This is a genomic window from Sphingomonas sp. Leaf17 (assembly GCF_001421505.1).
GTDB lineage: Bacteria > Pseudomonadota > Alphaproteobacteria > Sphingomonadales > Sphingomonadaceae > Sphingomonas.
The window spans coordinates 655,618-674,357 of record NZ_LMKL01000001.1; the positions used below are offsets into that span (position 1 = coordinate 655,618).

Genomic DNA, 18,740 nt, shown 5'->3' on the forward strand with positions numbered 1-18,740 from the left:
TCGTTCATCTCCGCGTTACGACCGCTTTTGGCGCCTGACCCTGCGAACTCGAATGTCCCGACTGGGCGATAGTTTAAGAAGCAGGCTGTCCAAGTCCGAGTTTTGTGCCCGATAAGCTGCGGACGGCTTTTGCGGGGGGCTCACGCACGGAATTAGCGGCGACGCTATGTCGAACCGTAGGTGCCAATCCGGATTCCTCATTCCAGAGAACCAGGATTGTAGCGATCGGTGCGGCGGTGAGGATCAGCAGGAAAAGGCCCATCAGCCATTCGTTGGTCTCTAGCGGCTGCGAGAGGCTACCGCTGGGCTGCATCGAGGGGCTAGGTCGCATCGGGCGCCTGCCGGCTTTCCTGGGGTGAAACGGGCGGTCCGCGGTCGCTCGGTGGGCAGTCGGCCTGATCTGCGACCGATCATAGGCGGCGCGTGCTTCCTTCTTTCCCAGAACGGAATACGCCTCGTTGATCTCTTTCGCACGAGCAGAGGCATCCACACCATGGTTGGCATCGGGGTGATATTGACGGAGCAGCGTTTTCCACGCGGCGTGGATAGTGTCGCGACTTGCCGTCGAGGGAACACCTAGAACAGAATAATAGTCGGGTGAGAGAGCCATTTAGCCGTTACTTGCGGCGAAAACGCGAAAAAGGAAAGTCCGCCTGGCGCGTGATTGTAAATGGGCCCTCTCGGTGATCCAAAGGGCGGCTTTAGGCGCCAACAGTCAGATGGCTACCATTCCCATCCGCAACTCCGTGCTTTTGACGACACCACGCCGCCCCGCCCCCGGCGCTGACCCACAAACGGACGTTCGAGCTCCCTTCCCTGCCTCCCAATTGCAGCCATTCGTTAATCTGGTTGAACGGCAGCTAAGTAGGCCCAAATCAGGCACCGGCGCAGCGGGTCAGATAGCAGACAGTGCGCTTTCAAAGAGGGAAGCGCCGATAGGCGACGCTCCGCACGGCCTATGTTCTGCCGGCAGCTAAGCCGCCGCTTCTAGCTCACGTAAGCTGCGGCCGCGTGTCTCTCTACCTGAGCGTCCGATCAGTACCGCTGACAGCGTCATTGGTATGATCAGCGCAACTGCCGCGCCCCCCATCGTCGGGATCAGCCCAGCGAAGGCTCCTAGCTGGACAGCAACGCCACCAAATTTGCTACTGCCCGCGATAAGCCCGGTGGCACGTCCACGGACGCGTAATGCGTAGTTTTCGGCTGCATAGGGAAGTAGCACGGCGATCAATCCGTTTGTGCCAACCACCAGCAGCGCGATCACAGCGATCAGCAGTGGTGGCCAAGCCAGCGTAGGCGCCGGCAGTAGGGCTCCAGCAAGCCCGGCAAGTGTGAGAAGCACAGTGCCGATCAGGGTGCGCTTGCTGCTCCACCGGCTGTAAAGGAAGGCCGCGATCATGATCGTGGGCAGGGCAACGAGTGCTGAGCTGGCGATGATGCCGCTCGCAATCTCAGCACTAAAGCCTCGATCCTGGAGATCGGAAGGCAGCCATAGCAGCAAGCCGAAGTTGACGAAGCTCCAAGACAGGGCCGTGATCACCAGGGCGATGGTCAACTCGCGGTGGTGGGCCGCTGCGCTGCCAGCATCCGCTGGCGCTGCTTGTGGAGCACGCCTGACGATGCCGAACTTGCGAGCCATGTCAGCCAGCTCCGCGTCCATGCCACGTTCCATCAGAAAGCGCGGGGATTCCGGAATCCACCTTGCCATCGCAAGCAGCAACAAACCGGTGGGAAAGCCCTGCAGCCACAAGCTACGCCAGCCGAACAGAGGCTCGAACAGATGCGCGGCACCGCTAGCTGCCAGGTAGCCGCCGACCAGTCCCGTACCGCCAACCAGCACAAGGACCCAACTTCTGTGCCGCGGAGGCATGATCTCAGCCAACAGCGTGTAGACGACTGGCAGCATGCCGCCAGCCGAGCACCCCATCAGAAAGCACATGACTAGGTTCCAGTTGTAGGAAGGCATAGCTCCGCAGATGGAGGTCGAGACGAACAGGATCGTGGACAACAGGATCGACACACGCCGACCGTAAATGTCCGCAAGCCACCCCCACAGGAAGGAGCCGACCGTGGTTCCGGTTAGGGCAACGAACGGCAGCAGAGCAACGGTAGACTTTGCAAGACCGTACTCCCCACGCATACCGGGAAGCACAAAGCCAAGCGTTGCTGGCTTCATCGTGTCGATAATCAGGCCGAGGGTAAGCACTAGCAGAACGGCCGCATGCGAGCGCGTCAAAGGGGTATCATCGGGCGCTTCAAATGCGGCGCCAGCGCCTGCCCTATGATCAGGCCGTTTCTTGGGTAAAGCGCCAAATATAGCAGCCGGCACGCCGATGCCGATCAGCGCCATGCCCATGTACATCCATCCGTCCATAGGCATACCCGACAGGTGATTGCCCATCGTATGGGCCATCGCGAGCATCGGTAAGTGAAGGGCAACCCCAACGCTGATTGCCGCACAGCCTGCCCAGAAGAGCGGCCAGCGCTCTCCGACAACCGAGTTTCCGCGGCTTCTTCTGCCGTTCGCCATCCATTCACCCCCACCAGTAGCGGTGGCATACGCCGCACGGTTCGCCTGCTGCAAGCCGAGCACCCGCTGCCGGGGCACTGATTCGGCTGATGGCCTGCCGAATGGCGGCTTTCGAGCGCACGGATCGCCAAACCTGAGCGTCCGGCTCACGGAGCAATTGCCGGAACCTTTGACTTACGAGACCCAAGTGCAGACGCTCACACTGCCCTTTGCGCTCCCCAACTTCAGACGCTCGTTCATCAACCTTGGTGCTTTCGAAAGTTGATTGGTAAGCGTGCCGCGTGGCCGACGCTGAGATTGCGGGTATGGATGCGAACAGAAAGACGGACATGCTCAAGCAGCGGCAGGTTCGGCAGCCGAAAATAGATCGAATAACATCAACTTGCCGATTGGACGGCACCTAGATCCAACTCTTTCCAAATACCCATCAAGGTGCCGTCCGACAGGCCCTAATTGCGCTTGCTCTTCATCGCTGCGCCGGCAAGCGTCAGGAGCGCAGAGGGTTGGTGTACGGCGGGGTCGATCGTGAAGTCGACCCATTTTCCATCATTATTCAAGTCGGCATCTTGGAAGCCCAAGGTGCGAGCGATTGATACGCTCGCACCGACCTTCCCAACCATGCCGCCAGACCGGGGCGAAACCATCAGTAGAACGTGGTGACCGGGCTCCTGATGCAACCGAAAGCCGGGCTTCTTCATAAACTTCAAATCGATACCGACCGGAAGAAGCTCGTCGAGTTCGTCGACGAAAGCGTCGCAGTCTGGTGACAATTTGTCACGGAAGCGCTGTTCTTGAGGATCGACCGCTTCAATTTCTCCGCCGACGTCTTCAGTTTCGTCATTGTGATGCGGCGCCTCTTGCTCGTCGGTGACTTCGGAGGCCGGTTCGTTTTGCTCGGCCACTTTGCCTGCTGCTTCGCCATCGGTCGGAATGTATGGCGCGAACGCCGGGCGCGATGCCTCTTTCAACGCACGCGCAAAATCGTCCACCGTGCCGCTCTTCTCTTCGCCAATCGGCGTCTGCGCGTTGCAGATAGGATTCAGCGTGCCGATCATCGCGGTTTCGCATCGGCCGAGCCACTTGTGCTTGATCCATGCCCGATGAGGCGCGTCCATAGGGGCGGCGTCCGCCAACGCCTCGGGCTTTAGACGCGCGAAGACGAAGCTGACGCCGTCGGCCATGGCCTCTTCGTTTCCGGGACCAAATACGTCCCAATGACGCGCGGCGAACCGCGCCTTGGCGTAGGTGCAGCTGGCACCGTGGCGTTGCAGAAGCGGGTGCTCGTCCGCATCGAGTAAGTCTCTGTCGACTTCGCGTCCTCCCAATGTCTGCGCGATGGCGTCAAAGGCCGGATTGGGCGCATCGTCCAGGATCGCCCCGAGATTGGATCGCGAGAAACAGACCTCCGGCGACCGAAGCGCCTGATAGGTCAGATGTTTCTTCCAGCGAACGAGCACCGTACCGGACAGCGCGTCCCGCGTAGATCCCGCAAAGATGCCGATATAGTAGAGACTACCATGCAAAAAGAGGCCGTAGATGCCTGCGCCGGTCAATTGCTCCTTTGTGATCGCACGACCCGGACGCCGCAGTGCGCGAAGGTTCATGAAGCCCGGCTTGCCCTGCTTGGGCTCGACAGAATTTAGCCGAAAAAGTTCACGCGCTGTCATGGGGCGAGAGACGTCAAAAATCATTGGAGGAGGTTTCCTTTCTGCAGTTAGCGGGGTTACCGGACGCAACTTTCCGGAGAATGAAGACGCTCTGGCGATGGTCAGGACAGCCAGCGGCGCTGCCCGGCCGCTATTAGTTCAAAACCAAGGAACACCACGCTGGCATCGCCGACAGCGAAGACGACGCCCAAACGAGACCATCCCTGCGCGACCAGAAAAGGAGGCCACAGGACGGCAAATAGGACAAGCAGGATGCCGAGGGGCCGGGTGACAGCACTCCACCAGCAGCGTGGTCGGCACAGCTGCCATTCCGTGATGGTAGCGCCCGAGCATTCGCGCCACCGATGACGCACCTCGTAACGAACGTAGGCGCGGGACTGGATTGCGGCGGGCGGGACGGCGCGTGGGGTGCGGTTGCTGTCTGGGCGTTGTTTCGCGGTGTTCCTCATGCCCGGATACATAAAGTGCCATCACGACGGATCCGGTCGTTATTCGCAGGTTGGCGGTATCATTCCATCGACCGCCAGCACCCGATGAGCACAAGCCAGTCTCTCCCGCATCTCAATACGCAACTCAGTCGGCTGTTCGATCCGCACGCTGTCCCCCCATCCGAACAGATGTTCGGCTAGGGCGCGCAAGCCGCCAGCACGAAAGCGGATCACCAGTTCGTCGCTCTCCACCACCACCGACTGATGCGGATGAAACGTCCATTCTCGGGCGCGTGAGACGCCCGACGGCAGGATGCGCAGCACGATGTCGTGCTGCTCGTCGTCCCTCCACACGGCGAAATTCTCGGACAGCCATGCGTCGAGATCCCAGCCCTCCGCGGGCGCGCCGCCAACGTCGCTGACGTGGACATCGCTCATTCGCTCAAGCAGATAATAGATAGGCGCCCGTGGGTCTTCGGGGATTCTTCCGACCAGGTATGCCCCCGCGCCATGGACCAGCCCATGGGGGACGATGCGCCGCCACCTGGGTTCATCGTCGGGATGACGGCGATAGGTGAACTCGACGCAGCGCCCCTTCAACATGGCCTGCTGGATCAAAACCATCACGTCCGGGCGTGCGCTGCCGCAGCGTCCGGCCTGAAAGGCGGTTCGCTGCAAGCGTGACAGCACCTCGAAATCGCTTTCGATCCGCAGCTTCTCCCTGAAATCCAGTGCACCGCGAATCTTGCCGAGCAAGGTTTGCAACGGGGCGACCCGCGCATCGTGCCCGGCTGACGTGACCCCCGTTTTTTCCTCCAGTTGAAGCTAGAGTCCGACCCCGGAAAGGGACGGACAGATGAAGCGGAAGCAGTTTTCGGAAGAGCAGATCATCGGCATCCTGAAGGAGGCCGAAGCGGGCGCGGTTGTGACGGATCTGTGCCGACGGCACGGGATGTCGAGCGCGACCTACTACGCCTGGAAGGCCAAGTTCGGCGGTCTGGAGGTGTCCGATGCGAAGCGGCTGCGGGCGCTCGAGGAGGAGAACGCCCGGCTCAAGCGACTGCTCGCGGATACGATGCTCGACAATGCAGGTCTGAAGGACCTGCTTTCAAAAAAATGGTGACGCCTGCCGCGAAGCGGGAAGCGGTCGCGCATCTCCAGACGGCGCTGGGGATGAGCGAGCGGCGGGCGTGTGCTGTCGTCGGGGCGGATCGCAAGAGCATGCGGTATCGCTCGAGCCGGGCAGATGATGGCGACCTTCGGTCGCGTCTGCGTGAGCTGGCGCAGCAGCGCCGACGGTTCGGCTATCGGCGGTTGCACATCCTGCTTCGGCGGGAGGGCATCACGATCAACCGCAAGAAGACACAGCGGCTTTACCGCGAGGAAGGTCTGACAGTCCGTCGCCGGAAGGGACGAAAGCGCGCCGTCGGAGCGCGGGCACCTGCGCCGGTGCTGGCGCTACCCAACCAGCGCTGGAGCCTGGACTTCGTTCATGATCAGATGGCCACGGGGCGGCGGTTCCGTATCCTCAACATCGTCGACGACGTGACACGCGAGTGTTTGCGGGCGGTGCTCGACACGTCGATCTCGGGCAAGCGGGTGGTGCGCGAGTTGGGCGACCTGATCGCCGAGCGTGGCGCGCCCAAGATGATCGTCAGCGACAATGGCACCGAGCTGACCTCAAACGCGGTGCTGGCGTGGTCGGGCGATGCCGGCGTCGAGTGGCACTATATCGCTCCGGGCAAACCGACGCAGAACGGGTTCGTCGAAAGCTTCAACGGTCGCATGCGCGATGAGCTACTCAATGAGACGCTGTTCTTCACGGTCCGCCAGGCGCGCACGATCCTCGCCCGCTGGGTCGAGGACTACAACACCGAGCGGCCACACTCGTCGCTCGGCTACGCCACACCGGCCGCCTTTGCCGCCGAACTCGAAAAGCAACGGTGGGGTTTAAACCCCACCGTTGCTTCACCCGCGCTCCTGCGCGACAACAACGGTCGGTCTCTGGTTGCCGCTGGATGAAAGGCGGGGGTCACGTCACGGCGTCCAGATCAGTCCCTCGCGCAGATGGCTGTCGATCTCGACCTCCCGGGCCAGCGGGTGGTTCATGAGGATGAGTCGCAGCGTGCGCAGCGCCGTGTAGGCCTGCTCCATCAGATCGCGCTGCTTGAGGGCGATATCTGGATCGAACGCGTTGCCCACGCCGACGTGCGCGGGCTTGTTGCGAAGCTTGCGCACCTTTCGGAACGTCGCGAGCATATCGTCCATCGGCGCGGGTTCTCGCGGCCGGAACTTCTGCCGGAGCCATTCCTCGAGCAGCTGCAGGGAGCCCTTACGCTCGAGGCGGAAGCCTCCGCCCTCGACGTCAATTCGGCGTTCGCGCGCAACGTCGTCGCCGAAGAAGGCGAGGTCGATGTTGTCCGAGATCATCTTGTCGAGAATCGCCACGAAGTCGTTGAACTCCTTGACGGTGGGACGGAGAAGCGAACCAAACTCCCGAGGCCGGTCGCGCGAATGGTCGTGGCGGAACAGGCCCGGCCGGCCGATGGCGGCGGCGATCCGGTTTATCGTCTCCAGCTCCATGATGAAGGCTTCGTAGAGCGACAGCCGCTCCGGGAAGTGGCCCATGACGGCGCGGTGGTGGTCAGGGTGGAGGGAGGTCGGCACGTCGACCTCCCTCATCCGCCAGCGCTGCTGGGCCTCCGGCGACAGCTGCGAGAGATCCCACAGCATGGCGGCGACGAACATCGCGCGGTCCTCGCCGAAGGCGAAGCCGAACCGGAGATAAACATTCTCTTCGCTCCGGACTCCAGCGTCGTCGTGCGCGTAGATCTGTCCCTGGATGTCGTTGGTGCTGTATTCAAACCGGGGGTCGTTGCGGTAGTCCTCCAGAATTCGCAGTTCGAACGCGCGGTGCCCGAGCTGGGGCTCTCCGCGTGCGAGTTCGTACGTGTAGGGGCGGCCCGGATACTGCTCCGGCGTCACGACGGTGTCGAGGTACGCGCGCGTCGGATAGAAGTTGCCCTGGACGAAGCCGCGCTCGTCCAACTTGCGCAGCGTTTCCTCCTTGGGTTCGTCCGGCAGGGCGCGAATGAACGGATTGGGGTGGATGTCGCCGAACACGATCGTGGCGAGGCCGCAATCGATTAAGACGCGAAGCGACCGCCTAGTCTCTTCGTGATCGTCGCCCGCCAACTTCATCAGCGGCAGACCGTTGAAGCGGCCGGAGACCAGATAGGCGTGCGCCATCACTTGAATGAGCTCTTCCGGCGACAACGTCTCGAACTCCCGACTTGAAACGGATTGTGCTAACTCGTTGAATGGAAGCGGGTTTTTGTCCTCTCTCTCCGACATAGCACGGCTACCTCAGTCTGACGACTATAATAGCCGCCGCAGTCGGCCGCTCCGAAATCTTGATCTTCGGCTAGCCGGTTCGCTGGGGGGGGGCAGTTGCTGTAAGCTACTCGCCGAATGGCTCGGTGAGCGGAGTGGGCGGCCCCTTCTCCTCCGCCCCTCCTCAAGTAGGGTGGGCCTACTCCGTCCCGCCATCCTCGCCGATGATTTCGAACGTGCTGTCAGAGCCGAACTCCTCGCGCAGATAATCAGCGAGGTCTGCGCGATCTTGGAAGTGCCTGCCAACGTCGATCTTCTGCGCCGTGGTCAGATGTCGTCCAGTGTCGGCGTCCTGCACCGAATCGATCTGAAACATGTCACCCGTCCCGCCCTTTCCATAACTCAACGACACATTCAGGTGCATACCATCATCTTCTCTATCGCGAGCGAGCGACGCTGCGCCGCCCTTCCCTCGAAGGTGCAAGATGGTGAAAACCCGCTCAGGATCAACCGGCCTCGGTCCGACCGGCCCTTATCCCGGCGGTGGAATGCGACCAACGACTGCCGTTCTACGCTTTGGCCCGCGCATGAACGGAGGTCTGGTTACCTTAAGTTGTCACCCGAAAGCGGTCGGGCTGGTTTCCACCAATCCGGTCGCACTCACCTGGCTGTTGGAATGCCGGTCTGATGGCTCTAGAGTCCCGTATTCAGACAGCCATGATTTCAAAGCGAAGCCCGCATGCAGATTACCGTTCGCGACAATAATGTCGATCAAGCCCTCCGGGCGCTGAAGAAGAAGCTGCAGCGCGAGGGTGTGTACCGAGTAATGAAGCTTCGCCGGCACTATGAGAAGCCGTCTGAAAAGCGCGCTCGCGAGCACGCAGCTGCCATCAGTCGTGCTCGCAAGGCAGACCGCAAGCGCGCTGAACGGGATCGTTGATCCCGCTGGCAACCGGCTACCGAAGACGAGCGCAGTTTACGCGCAAGCAGCAACCTCGCGGGTACGCTATGGAAAATCGATAATATAGATGACGGCCATTGGCACCCGGATTGATGAGATAGGTACGCTGACCCGAGATGGTGGCGCGTTCTATCTGCGGCGTGATCATGGCGGTCGCTACCAACTCGAGCTGCATCGTACGCCTGTTGATCTTGTAGAAAAACGGGTCCGCCTTATTGGTACGCTGGTTAGTCCTGATCTCGTTAATGCTGACGGCGTTGCGCCAGCCTGATCGATGTCACCGGCTGTTAAACCTCAGACGAACACCTACGGCCAAAGCCGTAGCCCTCGTCGCGCAGACATACGGCCTCAGGAAGACGAAATTGCCGGCGCCATGCACCCCGAGGAACGCCGTGCCGGCACGATGCCAGACGCGTCAAAAAGTCGACGGTTTCGACAGCCGCAAGAACGTAACATGTCGCGTGCTGCCACATCGCGCCCCCCCAGAGCGGAAGGCCTCTGTTCGTGCGGTGCCTTCGCACGTGTTAGGCATTTAATTCAGCGGCGGCGGAGGGCAATGTCCGCAGCGTACCCCAGAAGCTGAACGTCGGTAGCAGCGCTGGCAACCAGCGTAGCGCGCTCGCTTAACGATGCCTCGGTCCCGCCCAAGATGGCGATTGTCGACGCATCTTCCATGATCGCGCCCGCCAGCGCCAGCAGCCGTGAGGCAAGCTCGTCATATTCTTCCATGCCGATACGAAGGACGACATGGCTGAAGAAGTCGAGACGCAGCTTTTCCGCCGCTAGCTAATCGCGATCATTCGTTCTCAGCAAAAAGCTCCGCGATGGGGACATCAAGCGCATCCGCAAATCGCTGGACGACGGTAACCGTCGGATTGCGCGCGCCGCGCTCGATCCCGCTTACATAGGTCCGGTCAATACCGAACTGCAGGGCAAACTTTTCCTGCGCCAACCCTTTGGCGCGCCGCAGTCGGCGTATGTTCTGACCAAGGCGCTGGCGGACATCCATCGCCGCTGCATGAACAGCGATGTCGCCTTATATACCACGGACGATGAGTATCATTTAGAACTGGACTTGCCGGCCCACGCAAGCGACGTCGGTGGCCATGAACCAGATCAGCCCCACCGTAATTCGCTACATCAAGCTCGGTGCCGGTGGCAGGTGGGAGGGCGCGCTAGATCGCGGACGACTTGAATGGGGAACTGCAGGCGATGATCACATCGCCGCACTTCAAGGTGATTGGGCTGCGGTATCCCAGGCATACATTGCAAAGGGCAATATCCCCGCCACTGCGACAGGGTACACCAATGAGGGGCGCGCCTTCTTCCAAGCCGATAGCACGGCGATGTGGGTTACATTTGCACGCGGTCGGATGTGGTGGTGCTTTGCTGGAGCGGACGTTCATGCAGCCGGAGGTGGCAAGGATGCCGATGCCGCCTTCTATCGGGTGGTGCAGGGCAGCTGGAGCGATCGTGATGCCGATGGCGTGGTGCTCGACCTTGATCGCTTAAGCACGCGTCTAACCCAGCTCCAAGGCTATCGACGCACCATCTGCAGCCTGACGCCAGATCAGGCGGCGCTATGCCACCGGTACATCAACGCTACGCTCGATCCCGTCCAGGCCGCCATCGCCGAGGCCCGCAACAATCTGAAGCAACACTTGGGCAGCTTGATCCAGCGGCTGACATGGCGCGATTTTGAACAGCTTATTGATCTCGCGCTTGCGCGGACCGGTTGGGTGCGGATGTCTTCGCTGGGCGGCACCACAAAGGACGTCGACTGCGTGGTCGAGCAATCCTTCACGCGTGAGCGCATGTCGGTGCAGATCAAGTCCAAGGCCGACCAGCGCGTGGTCGATGATTATGCTCGGCGACTTGACGAGAGAGCCGCCGGCGAGCGCATAATGCTGGTGTGTCATTCGCCAATCGGGAAACTCGCCGCACCGCCAGCGACGAGCGGCCGCCGCCTCGAACTGTTGCTAGATGAGGAGATCGCCGACCTCTCCATCAATGCTGGCTTGATCGATTGGATTATTGCCCGAGCGCTATGACGGCATCAGCCTTGCCGCCGCGGCCGATGCTCTTCCTCTATTGCTTATATTGCAAAAATTGGGAGCGCGTAGACTCATCCCGCAGTCCTTCTTCAATCAAGCAATCTATCAGCGCCTTTGCTCGCTCCTCCATGATCTCAGGCGTGAGGCGGGCATCCTCGACCGTCGGATTGAAGGCACCGATGTCGACAAGTGCCTTGAGCGCCTTGAGCCGTTGCGCCGGCGTCCCGGCCAAAGCGTCATTCACCACCCCCACGACGATAGCCTGCTTCTTTGGCAGCCGCTTTTCACGCCCCCCGATGACAACCGTCACCAGTTCGTTGACCGCTTCGGAAGCCAACACCTCAAGTGTTGCATCCTTCGCCTTTTTCTTGTGGCGCGGACCGCGCGGATTCCCGGACTGCCCCTTCTCGAACCGATATTTTTTCGGCGGCTTGCCCTTGCCAACGTCATAGTCACGGTCGTCATACGTGCCCATCAGCCGAGCTCCGTCATATGTTCGGTTTCGTCACAGCCTTCTGGCTCGCGATGCAAAAGTTCAGCCTTGCGACCGGTAAGCCTCTCCCAGCGCGCGATCGTGCGGTCGACATAGGTCGGATCAAGCTCAATCAGGCGCGCGTGACGACCGATCCGCTCGGCAGCGATCAACGTGCTGCCCGAGCCGCCAAACGGATCCAGAACCCGGTCTCCGCTCGATGTCACATCCAGCAACGCTTCAGCCATGAGGACGACCGGTTTGACCGTGGGATGCAGCGCTCGAGCCTTTGTCCTCGCCTTCCCGAACCCGATCATGCCGGGGAACGACCAGACGTTGGTGCGGTCGCGTCCGTTCTTGCCCAGCGCGATGTTGTTGAGGTGGGGTGCCGCACCGTTCTTGAACACCGCGATACATTCATGCTGGCTGCGATACAGCGATCCCATACCGCCCCTGCCCTTGTCCCACATGCAGATGTTGAGCCGCTCGCTGAAGACCGCGTCGCCAGCGAGAAGGAGCTCGAGCAGGTGGCCATGGTCCATGCAGACAAAGGCGATCGCGCCATCGGTGAGCTGCTGACGGACGTTTCCCAGCACGGTGCTCAAGAAGCACTCAAACTCCCCTTGAGTCATTTCACCTGACGCCATCGCGAACTCGCCATGCTTGGCTGAGCTGGTTACGTGCCCCTGGATCTTCACGTTATAGGGTGGATCAGTGAAGCAGCACGATGCCTGCTCCGTGCCCATCAAAGCCTCGTAGACCGCTGGCTCCAAGCTATCACCGCAGATGATCTTGTGATTTCCAAGCGCGTACAGATCGCCAAGCCTTGCCTCCGGGCCATCCTCGCTGTCCGGTGTGTCCTCATCCAGGTCGTCGTACAGCCCGGCACGGTAGCGCCCGTCCAGGCGATCCATCTCACCAACGGTGAATCCGGTGAGCGTCAGATCGAGTGTTGGAACCTCTGTTCGGATTTCCTCAAGCTCGATGCGTAACGCGTCGACGTCATAGTTCGCAACTGTGGGAAGCTTGTTTGCCGCGATGGCATAGGCACGCTCCTCCGCGTTGCTGAGGTGCGATATGCGTATGACGGGGACATCCCTGAAGCCGAGCTTTTGAGCGATCTCGAAGCGCAAGTGCCCGTCAACGATGACGTTGGCGCTGTTGACGGTAATTGGATCGAGCATTCCGTATTCGCGAATGCTTGTCTCTAGTAACTGCCGCTTCTTGCCGCTGTGCGTTCGCGTCCGTCGCATGGCGGGGGTTAAGGTAGCGACTGCCACCATTTCCCACTGGCCTGCTGCCGCAGCCTTGTTTGATCCGAAAATTGACTTCATCTTGTTCACGTCGCCACCTCCTCAAAAAAGGCGACCCGCAAAACACGAAGACGCCAGCTCGATGCATTCCCTGCACTTTAGCCTCGTCTTCTGACGTCCATTTAGGACACGGCGATTTTCTCGTCAACACCATAATTGCTTTTATTGTAATCGCGCCCGCGTTCTATCGCCGGTTTACTTTACTTTTGACGCCTCTTCTTACCGCTTTACTTTCGTCGGTCCGATACCGACTTGGTTGCCTGCGGCCACGGTCAATCTACGGTGCCGACGCCTACAGTTTTCCCTGCTAGCGCTCACAGGGAACGCTGCTACTAACGCTATGTTTTTACCGAACTTTTTGAGCCAATACGCTCGAAAAGATTTCGCGAACCGAATAAGCAGCGCTTGGCAGGGAATGGCAGGGAAACGGTACTAGCTGACTTACCCGCAGAGAAACGTGGCCACCAACGACAATATGCCGGTGATCTTCCACGCTCCGAGGTACGGTTAGACATGCCAAAACGCGCCAAACTGCGCCCTTTTGCGGGTGCAGTCAGCGTTTGATAGTTAGATCAGAGACTAGTTGGCGGAGCGGGAGGGATTCGAACCCTCGATACGCTTTTGACGTATACTCACTTTCCAGGCGAGCGCCTTCGACCACTCGGCCACCGCTCCGCATTTGCCCGGACGGGTTGCCTAGAGCGTCAGGCGGCGGGGCGCAACCGCGAAGGCGCGGGATTGCGTGTCGGGATGCAGTTATGTCACACCCGCATCCATGGTAATCCCGTCCCTCCTCCTCGCCGCGCTGCTTCAGGCCACGCCAGCGCCCGTCCTGCCCTCGGATCCGATCGCCAGCGACTGGCAGGCGATTCCCGACGCGGAGATCATGATCGTGACGCTGAGGGACGGGCGGACGGTTCATATCCGGCTGGCCCCGCGCTTCGCCCCGGCGCATGTCGCCAACCTGCGCGCGCTGATCGCGGCGCGCTGGTGGGACGGCACCAGCGTCTACCGGGTGCAGGACAATTGGGTGACGCAATGGGGAGATGCGACCGAGAAGAAACCGCTGCCCGCAACCGTCGATCCGCAGCCGGCCGCCGAGTTCGATGGCCAGCCCTTTGCCGTGGCGCAACGCCTGACCCGCAGCGATGCCTATTCCACCGCCTCGGGCGTCACCGCCGACGGATGGCCGATGGCGACCAACGGCACGACCGGCTGGCTGACCCATTGCTACGGCATGGTCGGTGTCGCGCGTGACGTTGCCCCCAGCACGGGCAGCGGCGCAGAACTGTTCACCCCGATCGGTACGCCGGCGCGCCGGCTGGACCGCAACTACACCGTCGTCGGGCGGATCATCGAGGGCATGGGGGTGATGGCCGCGATGCCGCGCAGCGACGCCAAGATGGGGTTTTATGCCACGGAAGGCGAGCGCACGCCGATCGTGTCGGTGCGTCTCGCCAGCGACCTGCCGCCCGCAACCCGGCCGCGGTTCGAATATCGCCGCGCCGATAATCCCCGATTCGCCGCGATGATCGCCGCGCGGGAAAATCCCAAGCCGCCGATGGTCGGATCCGGCGGGGTCGACATCTGCGACGTTCCGCTTGCCGTGCGCCGGGTTGGTGCGTCCTGACACGCCGTCGGCGCGAAAGGGCCGGCGACCGGGCATAACCCCCGGTCGCTCTCATCCATGCCGGAACAAATACCACCGGCAAGCGGTCGCCGCTGCCGGTGGCATGAAACGTCCGGGTGTCCGGACGATTATGGTTTAGCGACCGACCCAGTCGGCCACGTCGGTCGCGACCTGGTTGGCGGCCTGGTTCAGCGCAGGCCCGGCCGATGCCGCGTCGATTGTCCCGACCGGCACCTTCGCCTCGAAACGTCGCTTCTGCACGATGGTCGACTGTCCCCGGATCAGCGTCGCGTCATAGGTGACCACGGCCACGCGCTCGGTGGCATCCAGACCGAATGCCCGCAGGTCACCGCCAAGCTGCGCCCCGGGATCGGTCAGCGCCTGCGCACCCGACAGGACGACCCGGCCGGTCCGCGCGCTCAGCGTGTCCCCGAGCAGGCGGGCGAACAGCCGCGCCGGTGGTTCGGACCAGACCGCATCCTTGACATAGGCGACCGTCGTCGGCGTCGCCTGCACCGGCACCCGCGGGGTCGCCAGCGCCTGCGCCACGGTCAGCGACTGCACCTGCACCGTCCTGGCGCCGGCGGTCGACCGAACCTGACCGACCGCGATTTCCGACGTCGGCTCCAGCGTCAGCAAACTTGGCGGCGGCGCGGCACCGAAGCTGATGCAGCCGGCGAGCGGCAGGGTCAGGACCAGCAGGAGTGGTGTTCTCTTCATAACGGCCCTCATTTACCCTTATAGTCCGGCAGCTTCGACGATCCGACGAGCGACCCTGCACCCTGCTGGTCGACCTTCTCGGCCACGGCCGCGAGCGATTGCGACATCACGCGCAGGTCACGGACGAGCAACCCGACCTCGGGCACCGTCTGCTTGGAAAACGCCTGCAGGCCCGGTCGCGCATCACCGATCGCCGCGTTCAGCGTCTCGGCGCTCTGCTGGGCGGCGGCAATCGCCTTGTTCAGGTTCTGCATCGCCGGCTTCACGTCGCTGGCCAGCACGCCGTTCGTGGTCTGCGCCAGTTCGCCGATGCTCTGCGCCGCGTTACCCGCCTGCTGGATCGCAACACGGGTCTGCGCCAGCGTGGCCGCGATCTCGGGGCCGCGATCGGCCAGCGCGTCCGACAGACGGTTGGTGTTTTCCAGAATACCGGCGATCGACGCCTGGTTCTTGTCGGACAGCATGCCCGTCAGCCGCTCGGTCAGCGTCGACAGCCGCTCCAGCAACTGCGGCGCGGAGTTCAGGATCGCGCCGATGCCGCCCGCGCGCGTCGGGATGACCGGTACGCCATACGGGCAGACCGACGTGTTCTCGGGTTCGGGGCAGACGATCGGCGGCGCGCCCTTACGCGCGCCATCCAGCTGGATCGTGCTGGTGCTGGTGAAGCTGCCCTGCACGGTAGCGGTGGTGCCGACGAGGACCGGGGTTTCCTCGCTCACGCTGATGCGGACGCGGACATATTGCGGGTCGGGCTTCCACAGCGAGATGTCCTTCACCTGTCCCGACGGAACGCCGGAAAAGGCAACAGCCGATCCCTTGGCCAGACCATCGACGGACTGTTTGAAGAAGATATCATACTCCTTCTCGGCCTTGCCGCCGACACGGGCGATCCACACCGTGAACAGCGCCAGGACCGCCAGCAGGATCAGTACGACCGCACCGACAAGGACGTGGTTCGAGCGGGTTTCCATCAGCCTTCAGCCTCAATCTGCGCAGGAGCGGACGCGCGCGCGCGATCCTGCGACGCGACCGCCGCACGGCCGCGGGGTCCCTTGAAATATTCCTCGATCCACGGATGGTCGAGCGCCAGCAATTCGTCGATCGTGCCGACGGCGATCACCTTTTTGTCCGCCAGCACCGCGACCCGGTCACAGATCGCGTACAGCGTGTCCAGATCGTGGGTGATGAGGAACACCGTCAGCCCCAGCGTGTCCTGCAACGACTTGGTCAGCGTGTCGAACGCCGCCGCACCGATCGGATCGAGACCCGCGGTCGGTTCGTCGAGGAACAGCAGTTCCGGGTCGAGCGCCAGCGCGCGGGCGAGACCGGCCCGCTTCTTCATGCCGCCGGACAGTTCCGACGGAAACTTGGGGCCGGCATCGACCGGCAGGCCGGTCATCACGATCTTGTAGGACGCGATCTGGTCCAGCAGCACCTGGTCGATCTTCGGATAGAATTCGCGGATCGGCACCTGCACGTTTTCGGCGACCGTCAGCGTGGAGAACAGCGCGCCGCCCTGGAACAGAACGCCCCAGCGCTTGCGGATCTCGACCGCCTCGGTTTCCTCGCGGCCGATCGTCGGTTCGTCGAACACCGTGATCTCGCCGGCCGCTGGCGTCTGCAAACCGATGATCGAGCGCATCAGCACCGACTTGCCAGTACCGGACCCGCCGACGACACCCAGGATCTCGCCACGCCGGACCTCAAGATCCAGCCCGTCATGGATCACGGACTCGCCGAACGCGTTCCGCAGCCCCTTGATCGAAATGATCGAATCGTCCGCCATCAGGTCCAGCCAAGCCAGGTGAAGAACACCGCGAAGAACGCGTCGAGCACGATCACCAGGAAGATCGCCTGAACCACCGCGGCGGTGGTCCGCAGCCCGACTTGCTCGGCATCGCTTTCGACCTGCATCCCCTGGAAACAGCCGGCGATCGCGATGATCGCGCCGAACACGGGTGCCTTGATAAGCCCGACATACAGGTCGGTGATCGGCACGACCTCACGGATGCGCTGCACGAACGTCACCGGCGGAATACCGAGTTGCAGCCAGCACAGCACGCCGCCACCGATGATCGCGACGATCGAGGCGTAAAAGCCCAGAAGCGGCATCATCACGATGGCCGCGATCGTGCGCGGCAATACCAGCGATTCCATCGGCGACACGCCGATCGTCCGCATCGCGTCGATTTCCTCGGTCAGCTTCATCGTGCCAAGCTGTGCCGCGAATGCCGACCCGGACCGGCCGGCGACCATGATCGCGGTCATCAGCACGCCCAGTTCGCGCATCGTGATCCGGCCGACCAGATTGATCGTGAAGGCCTCCGCACCGAACTGCCGCAACTGCACCGCGCCCTGCTGCGCGATCACGACGCCGATCAGGAAGCTCATCAGGCCGACGATGCCGAGCGCGGCGACGCCGACGACCTCGAACCGGTGAACGGTTGCATTGAAGCGGAAGCGGCTGGGATGGCGGATCACGCTGACGGCGGCGATCGCCGTCGCGCCGAGAAATCCGAGCAGGCCCAGCAATGTCGTCATCGCGGTCACGACCGCATCGCCCACCTCGCCGACCACACGGGTCAACGCCGGGACATGGGCCGGGCGCATGGCCACCGTCTGATCGGCGGCCGCGACCTGCTCCATCAAATTGCGCTGATTGTCATTCAGCCCGTCGATCCGGGCATCATGCGTCTTGGCGAAGCGGTGGATCAGCCACGCCCCGACGGTGTCCAGCCGGTCGACGCCGCTGAGGTCGACACGCGCGACCTTTCCGTCATGGGCATTCAGCCGATCGGGCAGCGAGCCGATGCGGGCCAGCGACAGATCGCCGCTGAATCGCAACGTCCCGCCATCGGCGGTGTCGTCGGTAAAATCGGCTATCGCGCTCATCCGCCCTTCCATGCGGGAAAGTCGCTGGCACGGCAAGGCGATTGCGGCGTAGGACCAGCCGATGCGCGAACCAATTGCCATTTACGACATGGACAAGACGATCACCCGTGGCGCGACCTGGACGCCGTTCCTGCTTCACGCGACCCGGCGGGGGCCGTCGCCGTGGCGACTCGCGCTATGGCCGATCGCCGGTATCGCCGCCGCCGGCTATGCGGCCCGGATCATCGACCGGGGCCGGTTGAAGCAGGCGACGCACCGGCTGATGCTGGGCGGACGTCTGCACGAACGCGATGCGAGGGCAGCGGCCGCCGGCTTTGCCGACCGCATTCTCAAATCGGGCGTCCTTGCCGGCGCGCTGGCGCAGATCTCCGCCGACAGGGCAAGCGGCCACCGGCTGGTGATGGCCACGGCCTCCTACCGGTTCTACGCGCAGGCGATTGCCGAGCGGCTCGGGTTCGATGCGGTCATTGGGACAGAGATCGTCAGCGATTCGGCGGGCCACGTCCTGGCACGGATCGACGGCGAGAATTGCTACGGTGCGGGCAAACTGCGCATGATCGAGGCGTGGATGCGGACGCAAGGGCTGACGCGCGACGCCGTGTCGATCCGCTTCTATTCGGATCACGTCTCCGATGCGCCCGTACTCGACTGGGCGGACGAACCGTTCGCGGTCAACGCGCACGGCCCGTTGCGGGTAATGGCGGCAGCGCGCGGCTGGCCCGTCCTCGACTGGCGCTAGA

20 protein-coding genes and 1 tRNA gene are annotated in these 18,740 nt (G+C 62.4%); 6 read left to right on the forward strand and 15 right to left on the reverse strand.

Annotated features, from left to right (window positions below; genetic code table 11):
• Positions 1-73: 73 nt before the first annotated feature.
• The 4 genes from ASE75_RS16130 to ASE75_RS02995 form a co-directional block, all read right to left on the reverse strand.
• Complete coding sequence (locus ASE75_RS16130; protein ID WP_082463754.1) at positions 74-610, reverse strand: DnaJ domain-containing protein; 537 nt, start codon at positions 608-610, stop codon at positions 74-76.
• Positions 611-973: 363 nt separating this feature from the next.
• The gene (locus ASE75_RS02985) at positions 974-2,422 is read right to left on the reverse strand and encodes an MFS transporter (RefSeq protein ID WP_235512494.1); all 1,449 of its coding nucleotides are present in this window, start codon (positions 2,420-2,422) and stop codon (positions 974-976) included.
• Between the two features lie 557 nt (positions 2,423-2,979).
• Entirely contained in the window at positions 2,980-4,221 is a 1,242-nt protein-coding gene (locus ASE75_RS02990; protein ID WP_156340067.1) for a hypothetical protein, read from the reverse strand.
• Positions 4,222-4,685: 464 nt separating this feature from the next.
• Positions 4,686-5,381, reverse strand: a complete 696-nt coding sequence (locus tag ASE75_RS02995; RefSeq protein ID WP_162233703.1) for a helix-turn-helix transcriptional regulator — start codon at positions 5,379-5,381, stop codon at positions 4,686-4,688.
• A 100-nt stretch (positions 5,382-5,481) separates the two neighbouring features.
• Here ASE75_RS02995 and ASE75_RS03005 point away from each other — a divergent pair.
• A protein-coding gene (locus ASE75_RS03005) for an IS3 family transposase (RefSeq protein ID WP_156340071.1) occupies positions 5,482-6,647 on the forward strand; the annotation gives its coding sequence in 2 pieces (ribosomal slippage) (positions 5,482-5,743 and positions 5,743-6,647; 1,167 coding nt in all).
• A gap of 15 nt (positions 6,648-6,662) precedes the next feature.
• On the opposite strand, the gene ASE75_RS03010 is transcribed toward ASE75_RS03005, so the two are convergent.
• Together ASE75_RS03010 and ASE75_RS03015 are read right to left on the reverse strand one after the other, a co-directional pair.
• Positions 6,663-7,979 carry an AAA family ATPase gene (locus ASE75_RS03010; RefSeq protein ID WP_156340073.1) on the reverse strand — a complete coding sequence of 439 codons (1,317 nt, stop codon included), beginning with the start codon at positions 7,977-7,979 and terminating at the stop codon, positions 6,663-6,665.
• Positions 7,980-8,157: 178 nt separating this feature from the next.
• Entirely contained in the window at positions 8,158-8,334 is a 177-nt protein-coding gene (locus ASE75_RS03015) for a hypothetical protein (protein ID WP_156340075.1), read from the reverse strand.
• Positions 8,335-8,697: 363 nt separating this feature from the next.
• Between ASE75_RS03015 and rpsU the strand changes: the two genes are divergently transcribed.
• Together rpsU and ASE75_RS15030 are read left to right on the forward strand one after the other, a co-directional pair.
• Entirely contained in the window at positions 8,698-8,898 is a 201-nt protein-coding gene (rpsU, locus tag ASE75_RS15025) for a 30S ribosomal protein S21 (protein WP_082463755.1), read from the forward strand.
• An 88-nt stretch (positions 8,899-8,986) separates the two neighbouring features.
• Positions 8,987-9,190 carry a DUF5818 domain-containing protein gene (locus ASE75_RS15030; protein ID WP_082463756.1) on the forward strand — a complete coding sequence of 68 codons (204 nt, stop codon included), beginning with the start codon at positions 8,987-8,989 and terminating at the stop codon, positions 9,188-9,190.
• Positions 9,191-9,456: 266 nt separating this feature from the next.
• Here the strand turns inward: ASE75_RS15030 and ASE75_RS03020 are convergent, their stop codons facing one another.
• A complete protein-coding gene (locus ASE75_RS03020; protein ID WP_055928486.1) occupies positions 9,457-9,648 on the reverse strand; it encodes a hypothetical protein in 192 nt (63 codons plus the stop codon).
• A gap of 67 nt (positions 9,649-9,715) precedes the next feature.
• Complete coding sequence (locus ASE75_RS03025) at positions 9,716-9,928, reverse strand: helix-turn-helix domain-containing protein (RefSeq protein WP_055928489.1); 213 nt, start codon at positions 9,926-9,928, stop codon at positions 9,716-9,718.
• Between the two features lie 97 nt (positions 9,929-10,025).
• Between ASE75_RS03025 and ASE75_RS03030 the strand changes: the two genes are divergently transcribed.
• Positions 10,026-10,970, forward strand: a complete 945-nt coding sequence (locus ASE75_RS03030; RefSeq protein ID WP_156340077.1) for a restriction endonuclease — start codon at positions 10,026-10,028, stop codon at positions 10,968-10,970.
• Between the two features lie 37 nt (positions 10,971-11,007).
• Here ASE75_RS03030 and ASE75_RS03035 read toward each other — a convergent pair whose 3' ends face one another.
• The 3 genes from ASE75_RS03035 to ASE75_RS03045 all read right to left on the reverse strand — a co-directional run bounded on the left by ASE75_RS03035 (position 11,008) and on the right by ASE75_RS03045 (position 13,433).
• Positions 11,008-11,448, reverse strand: coding sequence for a DUF5681 domain-containing protein (locus ASE75_RS03035; protein ID WP_055928495.1), 441 nt, complete (start codon positions 11,446-11,448; stop codon positions 11,008-11,010).
• The gene (locus tag ASE75_RS03040) at positions 11,448-12,779 is read right to left on the reverse strand and encodes a site-specific DNA-methyltransferase (protein WP_082463757.1); all 1,332 of its coding nucleotides are present in this window, start codon (positions 12,777-12,779) and stop codon (positions 11,448-11,450) included. Before ASE75_RS03040 ends, ASE75_RS03035 begins: the two co-directional genes overlap by 1 nt.
• A gap of 563 nt (positions 12,780-13,342) precedes the next feature.
• Positions 13,343-13,433, reverse strand: a tRNA-Ser gene (locus ASE75_RS03045).
• A 100-nt stretch (positions 13,434-13,533) separates the two neighbouring features.
• Between ASE75_RS03045 and ASE75_RS03050 the strand changes: the two genes are divergently transcribed.
• Positions 13,534-14,388: a peptidylprolyl isomerase gene (locus ASE75_RS03050; protein ID WP_055928501.1), complete on the forward strand. Its 855-nt coding sequence runs from the start codon at positions 13,534-13,536 to the stop codon at positions 14,386-14,388.
• Between the two features lie 135 nt (positions 14,389-14,523).
• Here the strand turns inward: ASE75_RS03050 and ASE75_RS03055 are convergent, their stop codons facing one another.
• From ASE75_RS03055 to ASE75_RS03070, 4 genes are read right to left on the reverse strand one after another with little or no spacing between them, the layout of a single operon-like run.
• On the reverse strand, positions 14,524-15,108 hold the full coding sequence (locus ASE75_RS03055; RefSeq protein ID WP_055928504.1) for an ABC-type transport auxiliary lipoprotein family protein: 585 nt from the start codon (positions 15,106-15,108) through the stop codon (positions 14,524-14,526).
• Between the two features lie 8 nt (positions 15,109-15,116).
• Positions 15,117-16,079 carry an MlaD family protein gene (locus ASE75_RS03060; protein ID WP_055928507.1) on the reverse strand — a complete coding sequence of 321 codons (963 nt, stop codon included), beginning with the start codon at positions 16,077-16,079 and terminating at the stop codon, positions 15,117-15,119.
• Positions 16,079-16,894: an ABC transporter ATP-binding protein gene (locus ASE75_RS03065; RefSeq protein WP_055928510.1), complete on the reverse strand. Its 816-nt coding sequence runs from the start codon at positions 16,892-16,894 to the stop codon at positions 16,079-16,081. Before ASE75_RS03065 ends, ASE75_RS03060 begins: the two co-directional genes overlap by 1 nt.
• Positions 16,894-18,000 (reverse strand): ABC transporter permease, encoded by a 1,107-nt coding sequence (locus ASE75_RS03070; RefSeq protein ID WP_055928513.1) that lies wholly within the window; start codon positions 17,998-18,000, stop codon positions 16,894-16,896. Before ASE75_RS03070 ends, ASE75_RS03065 begins: the two co-directional genes overlap by 1 nt.
• A gap of 61 nt (positions 18,001-18,061) precedes the next feature.
• Between ASE75_RS03070 and ASE75_RS03075 the strand changes: the two genes are divergently transcribed.
• Positions 18,062-18,739 (forward strand): HAD family hydrolase, encoded by a 678-nt coding sequence (locus ASE75_RS03075; protein ID WP_055928516.1) that lies wholly within the window; start codon positions 18,062-18,064, stop codon positions 18,737-18,739.
• Position 18,740: the final 1 nt, after the last annotated feature.

Excerpts from the sequence above, each read along its gene's own strand:
- ASE75_RS16130 (WP_082463754.1), bottom strand. The coding sequence starts at position 610 with ATGGCTCTCTCACCCGACTATTATTCTGTTCTAGGTGTTCCCTCGACG.
- ASE75_RS02985 (WP_235512494.1), bottom strand. The coding sequence starts at position 2,422 with ATGCTCGCGATGGCCCATACGATGGGCAATCACCTGTCGGGTATGCCT.
- ASE75_RS02990 (WP_156340067.1), bottom strand. The coding sequence starts at position 4,221 with ATGATTTTTGACGTCTCTCGCCCCATGACAGCGCGTGAACTTTTTCGG.
- ASE75_RS03010 (WP_156340073.1), bottom strand. The coding sequence starts at position 7,979 with ATGTCGGAGAGAGAGGACAAAAACCCGCTTCCATTCAACGAGTTAGCA.
- ASE75_RS03015 (WP_156340075.1), bottom strand. The coding sequence starts at position 8,334 with ATGTTTCAGATCGATTCGGTGCAGGACGCCGACACTGGACGACATCTG.
- rpsU (WP_082463755.1), top strand. The coding sequence starts at position 8,698 with ATGCAGATTACCGTTCGCGACAATAATGTCGATCAAGCCCTCCGGGCG.
- ASE75_RS15030 (WP_082463756.1), top strand. The coding sequence starts at position 8,987 with ATGACGGCCATTGGCACCCGGATTGATGAGATAGGTACGCTGACCCGA.
- ASE75_RS03020 (WP_055928486.1), bottom strand. The coding sequence starts at position 9,648 with ATGGAAGAATATGACGAGCTTGCCTCACGGCTGCTGGCGCTGGCGGGC.
- ASE75_RS03025 (WP_055928489.1), bottom strand. The coding sequence starts at position 9,928 with ATGGATGTCCGCCAGCGCCTTGGTCAGAACATACGCCGACTGCGGCGC.
- ASE75_RS03030 (WP_156340077.1), top strand. The coding sequence starts at position 10,026 with ATGAACCAGATCAGCCCCACCGTAATTCGCTACATCAAGCTCGGTGCC.
- ASE75_RS03035 (WP_055928495.1), bottom strand. The coding sequence starts at position 11,448 with ATGGGCACGTATGACGACCGTGACTATGACGTTGGCAAGGGCAAGCCG.
- ASE75_RS03040 (WP_082463757.1), bottom strand. The coding sequence starts at position 12,779 with ATGAAGTCAATTTTCGGATCAAACAAGGCTGCGGCAGCAGGCCAGTGG.
- ASE75_RS03050 (WP_055928501.1), top strand. The coding sequence starts at position 13,534 with ATGGTAATCCCGTCCCTCCTCCTCGCCGCGCTGCTTCAGGCCACGCCA.
- ASE75_RS03055 (WP_055928504.1), bottom strand. The coding sequence starts at position 15,108 with ATGAAGAGAACACCACTCCTGCTGGTCCTGACCCTGCCGCTCGCCGGC.
- ASE75_RS03060 (WP_055928507.1), bottom strand. The coding sequence starts at position 16,079 with ATGGAAACCCGCTCGAACCACGTCCTTGTCGGTGCGGTCGTACTGATC.
- ASE75_RS03065 (WP_055928510.1), bottom strand. The coding sequence starts at position 16,894 with ATGGCGGACGATTCGATCATTTCGATCAAGGGGCTGCGGAACGCGTTC.
- ASE75_RS03070 (WP_055928513.1), bottom strand. The coding sequence starts at position 18,000 with ATGAGCGCGATAGCCGATTTTACCGACGACACCGCCGATGGCGGGACG.
- ASE75_RS03075 (WP_055928516.1), top strand. The coding sequence starts at position 18,062 with ATGCGCGAACCAATTGCCATTTACGACATGGACAAGACGATCACCCGT.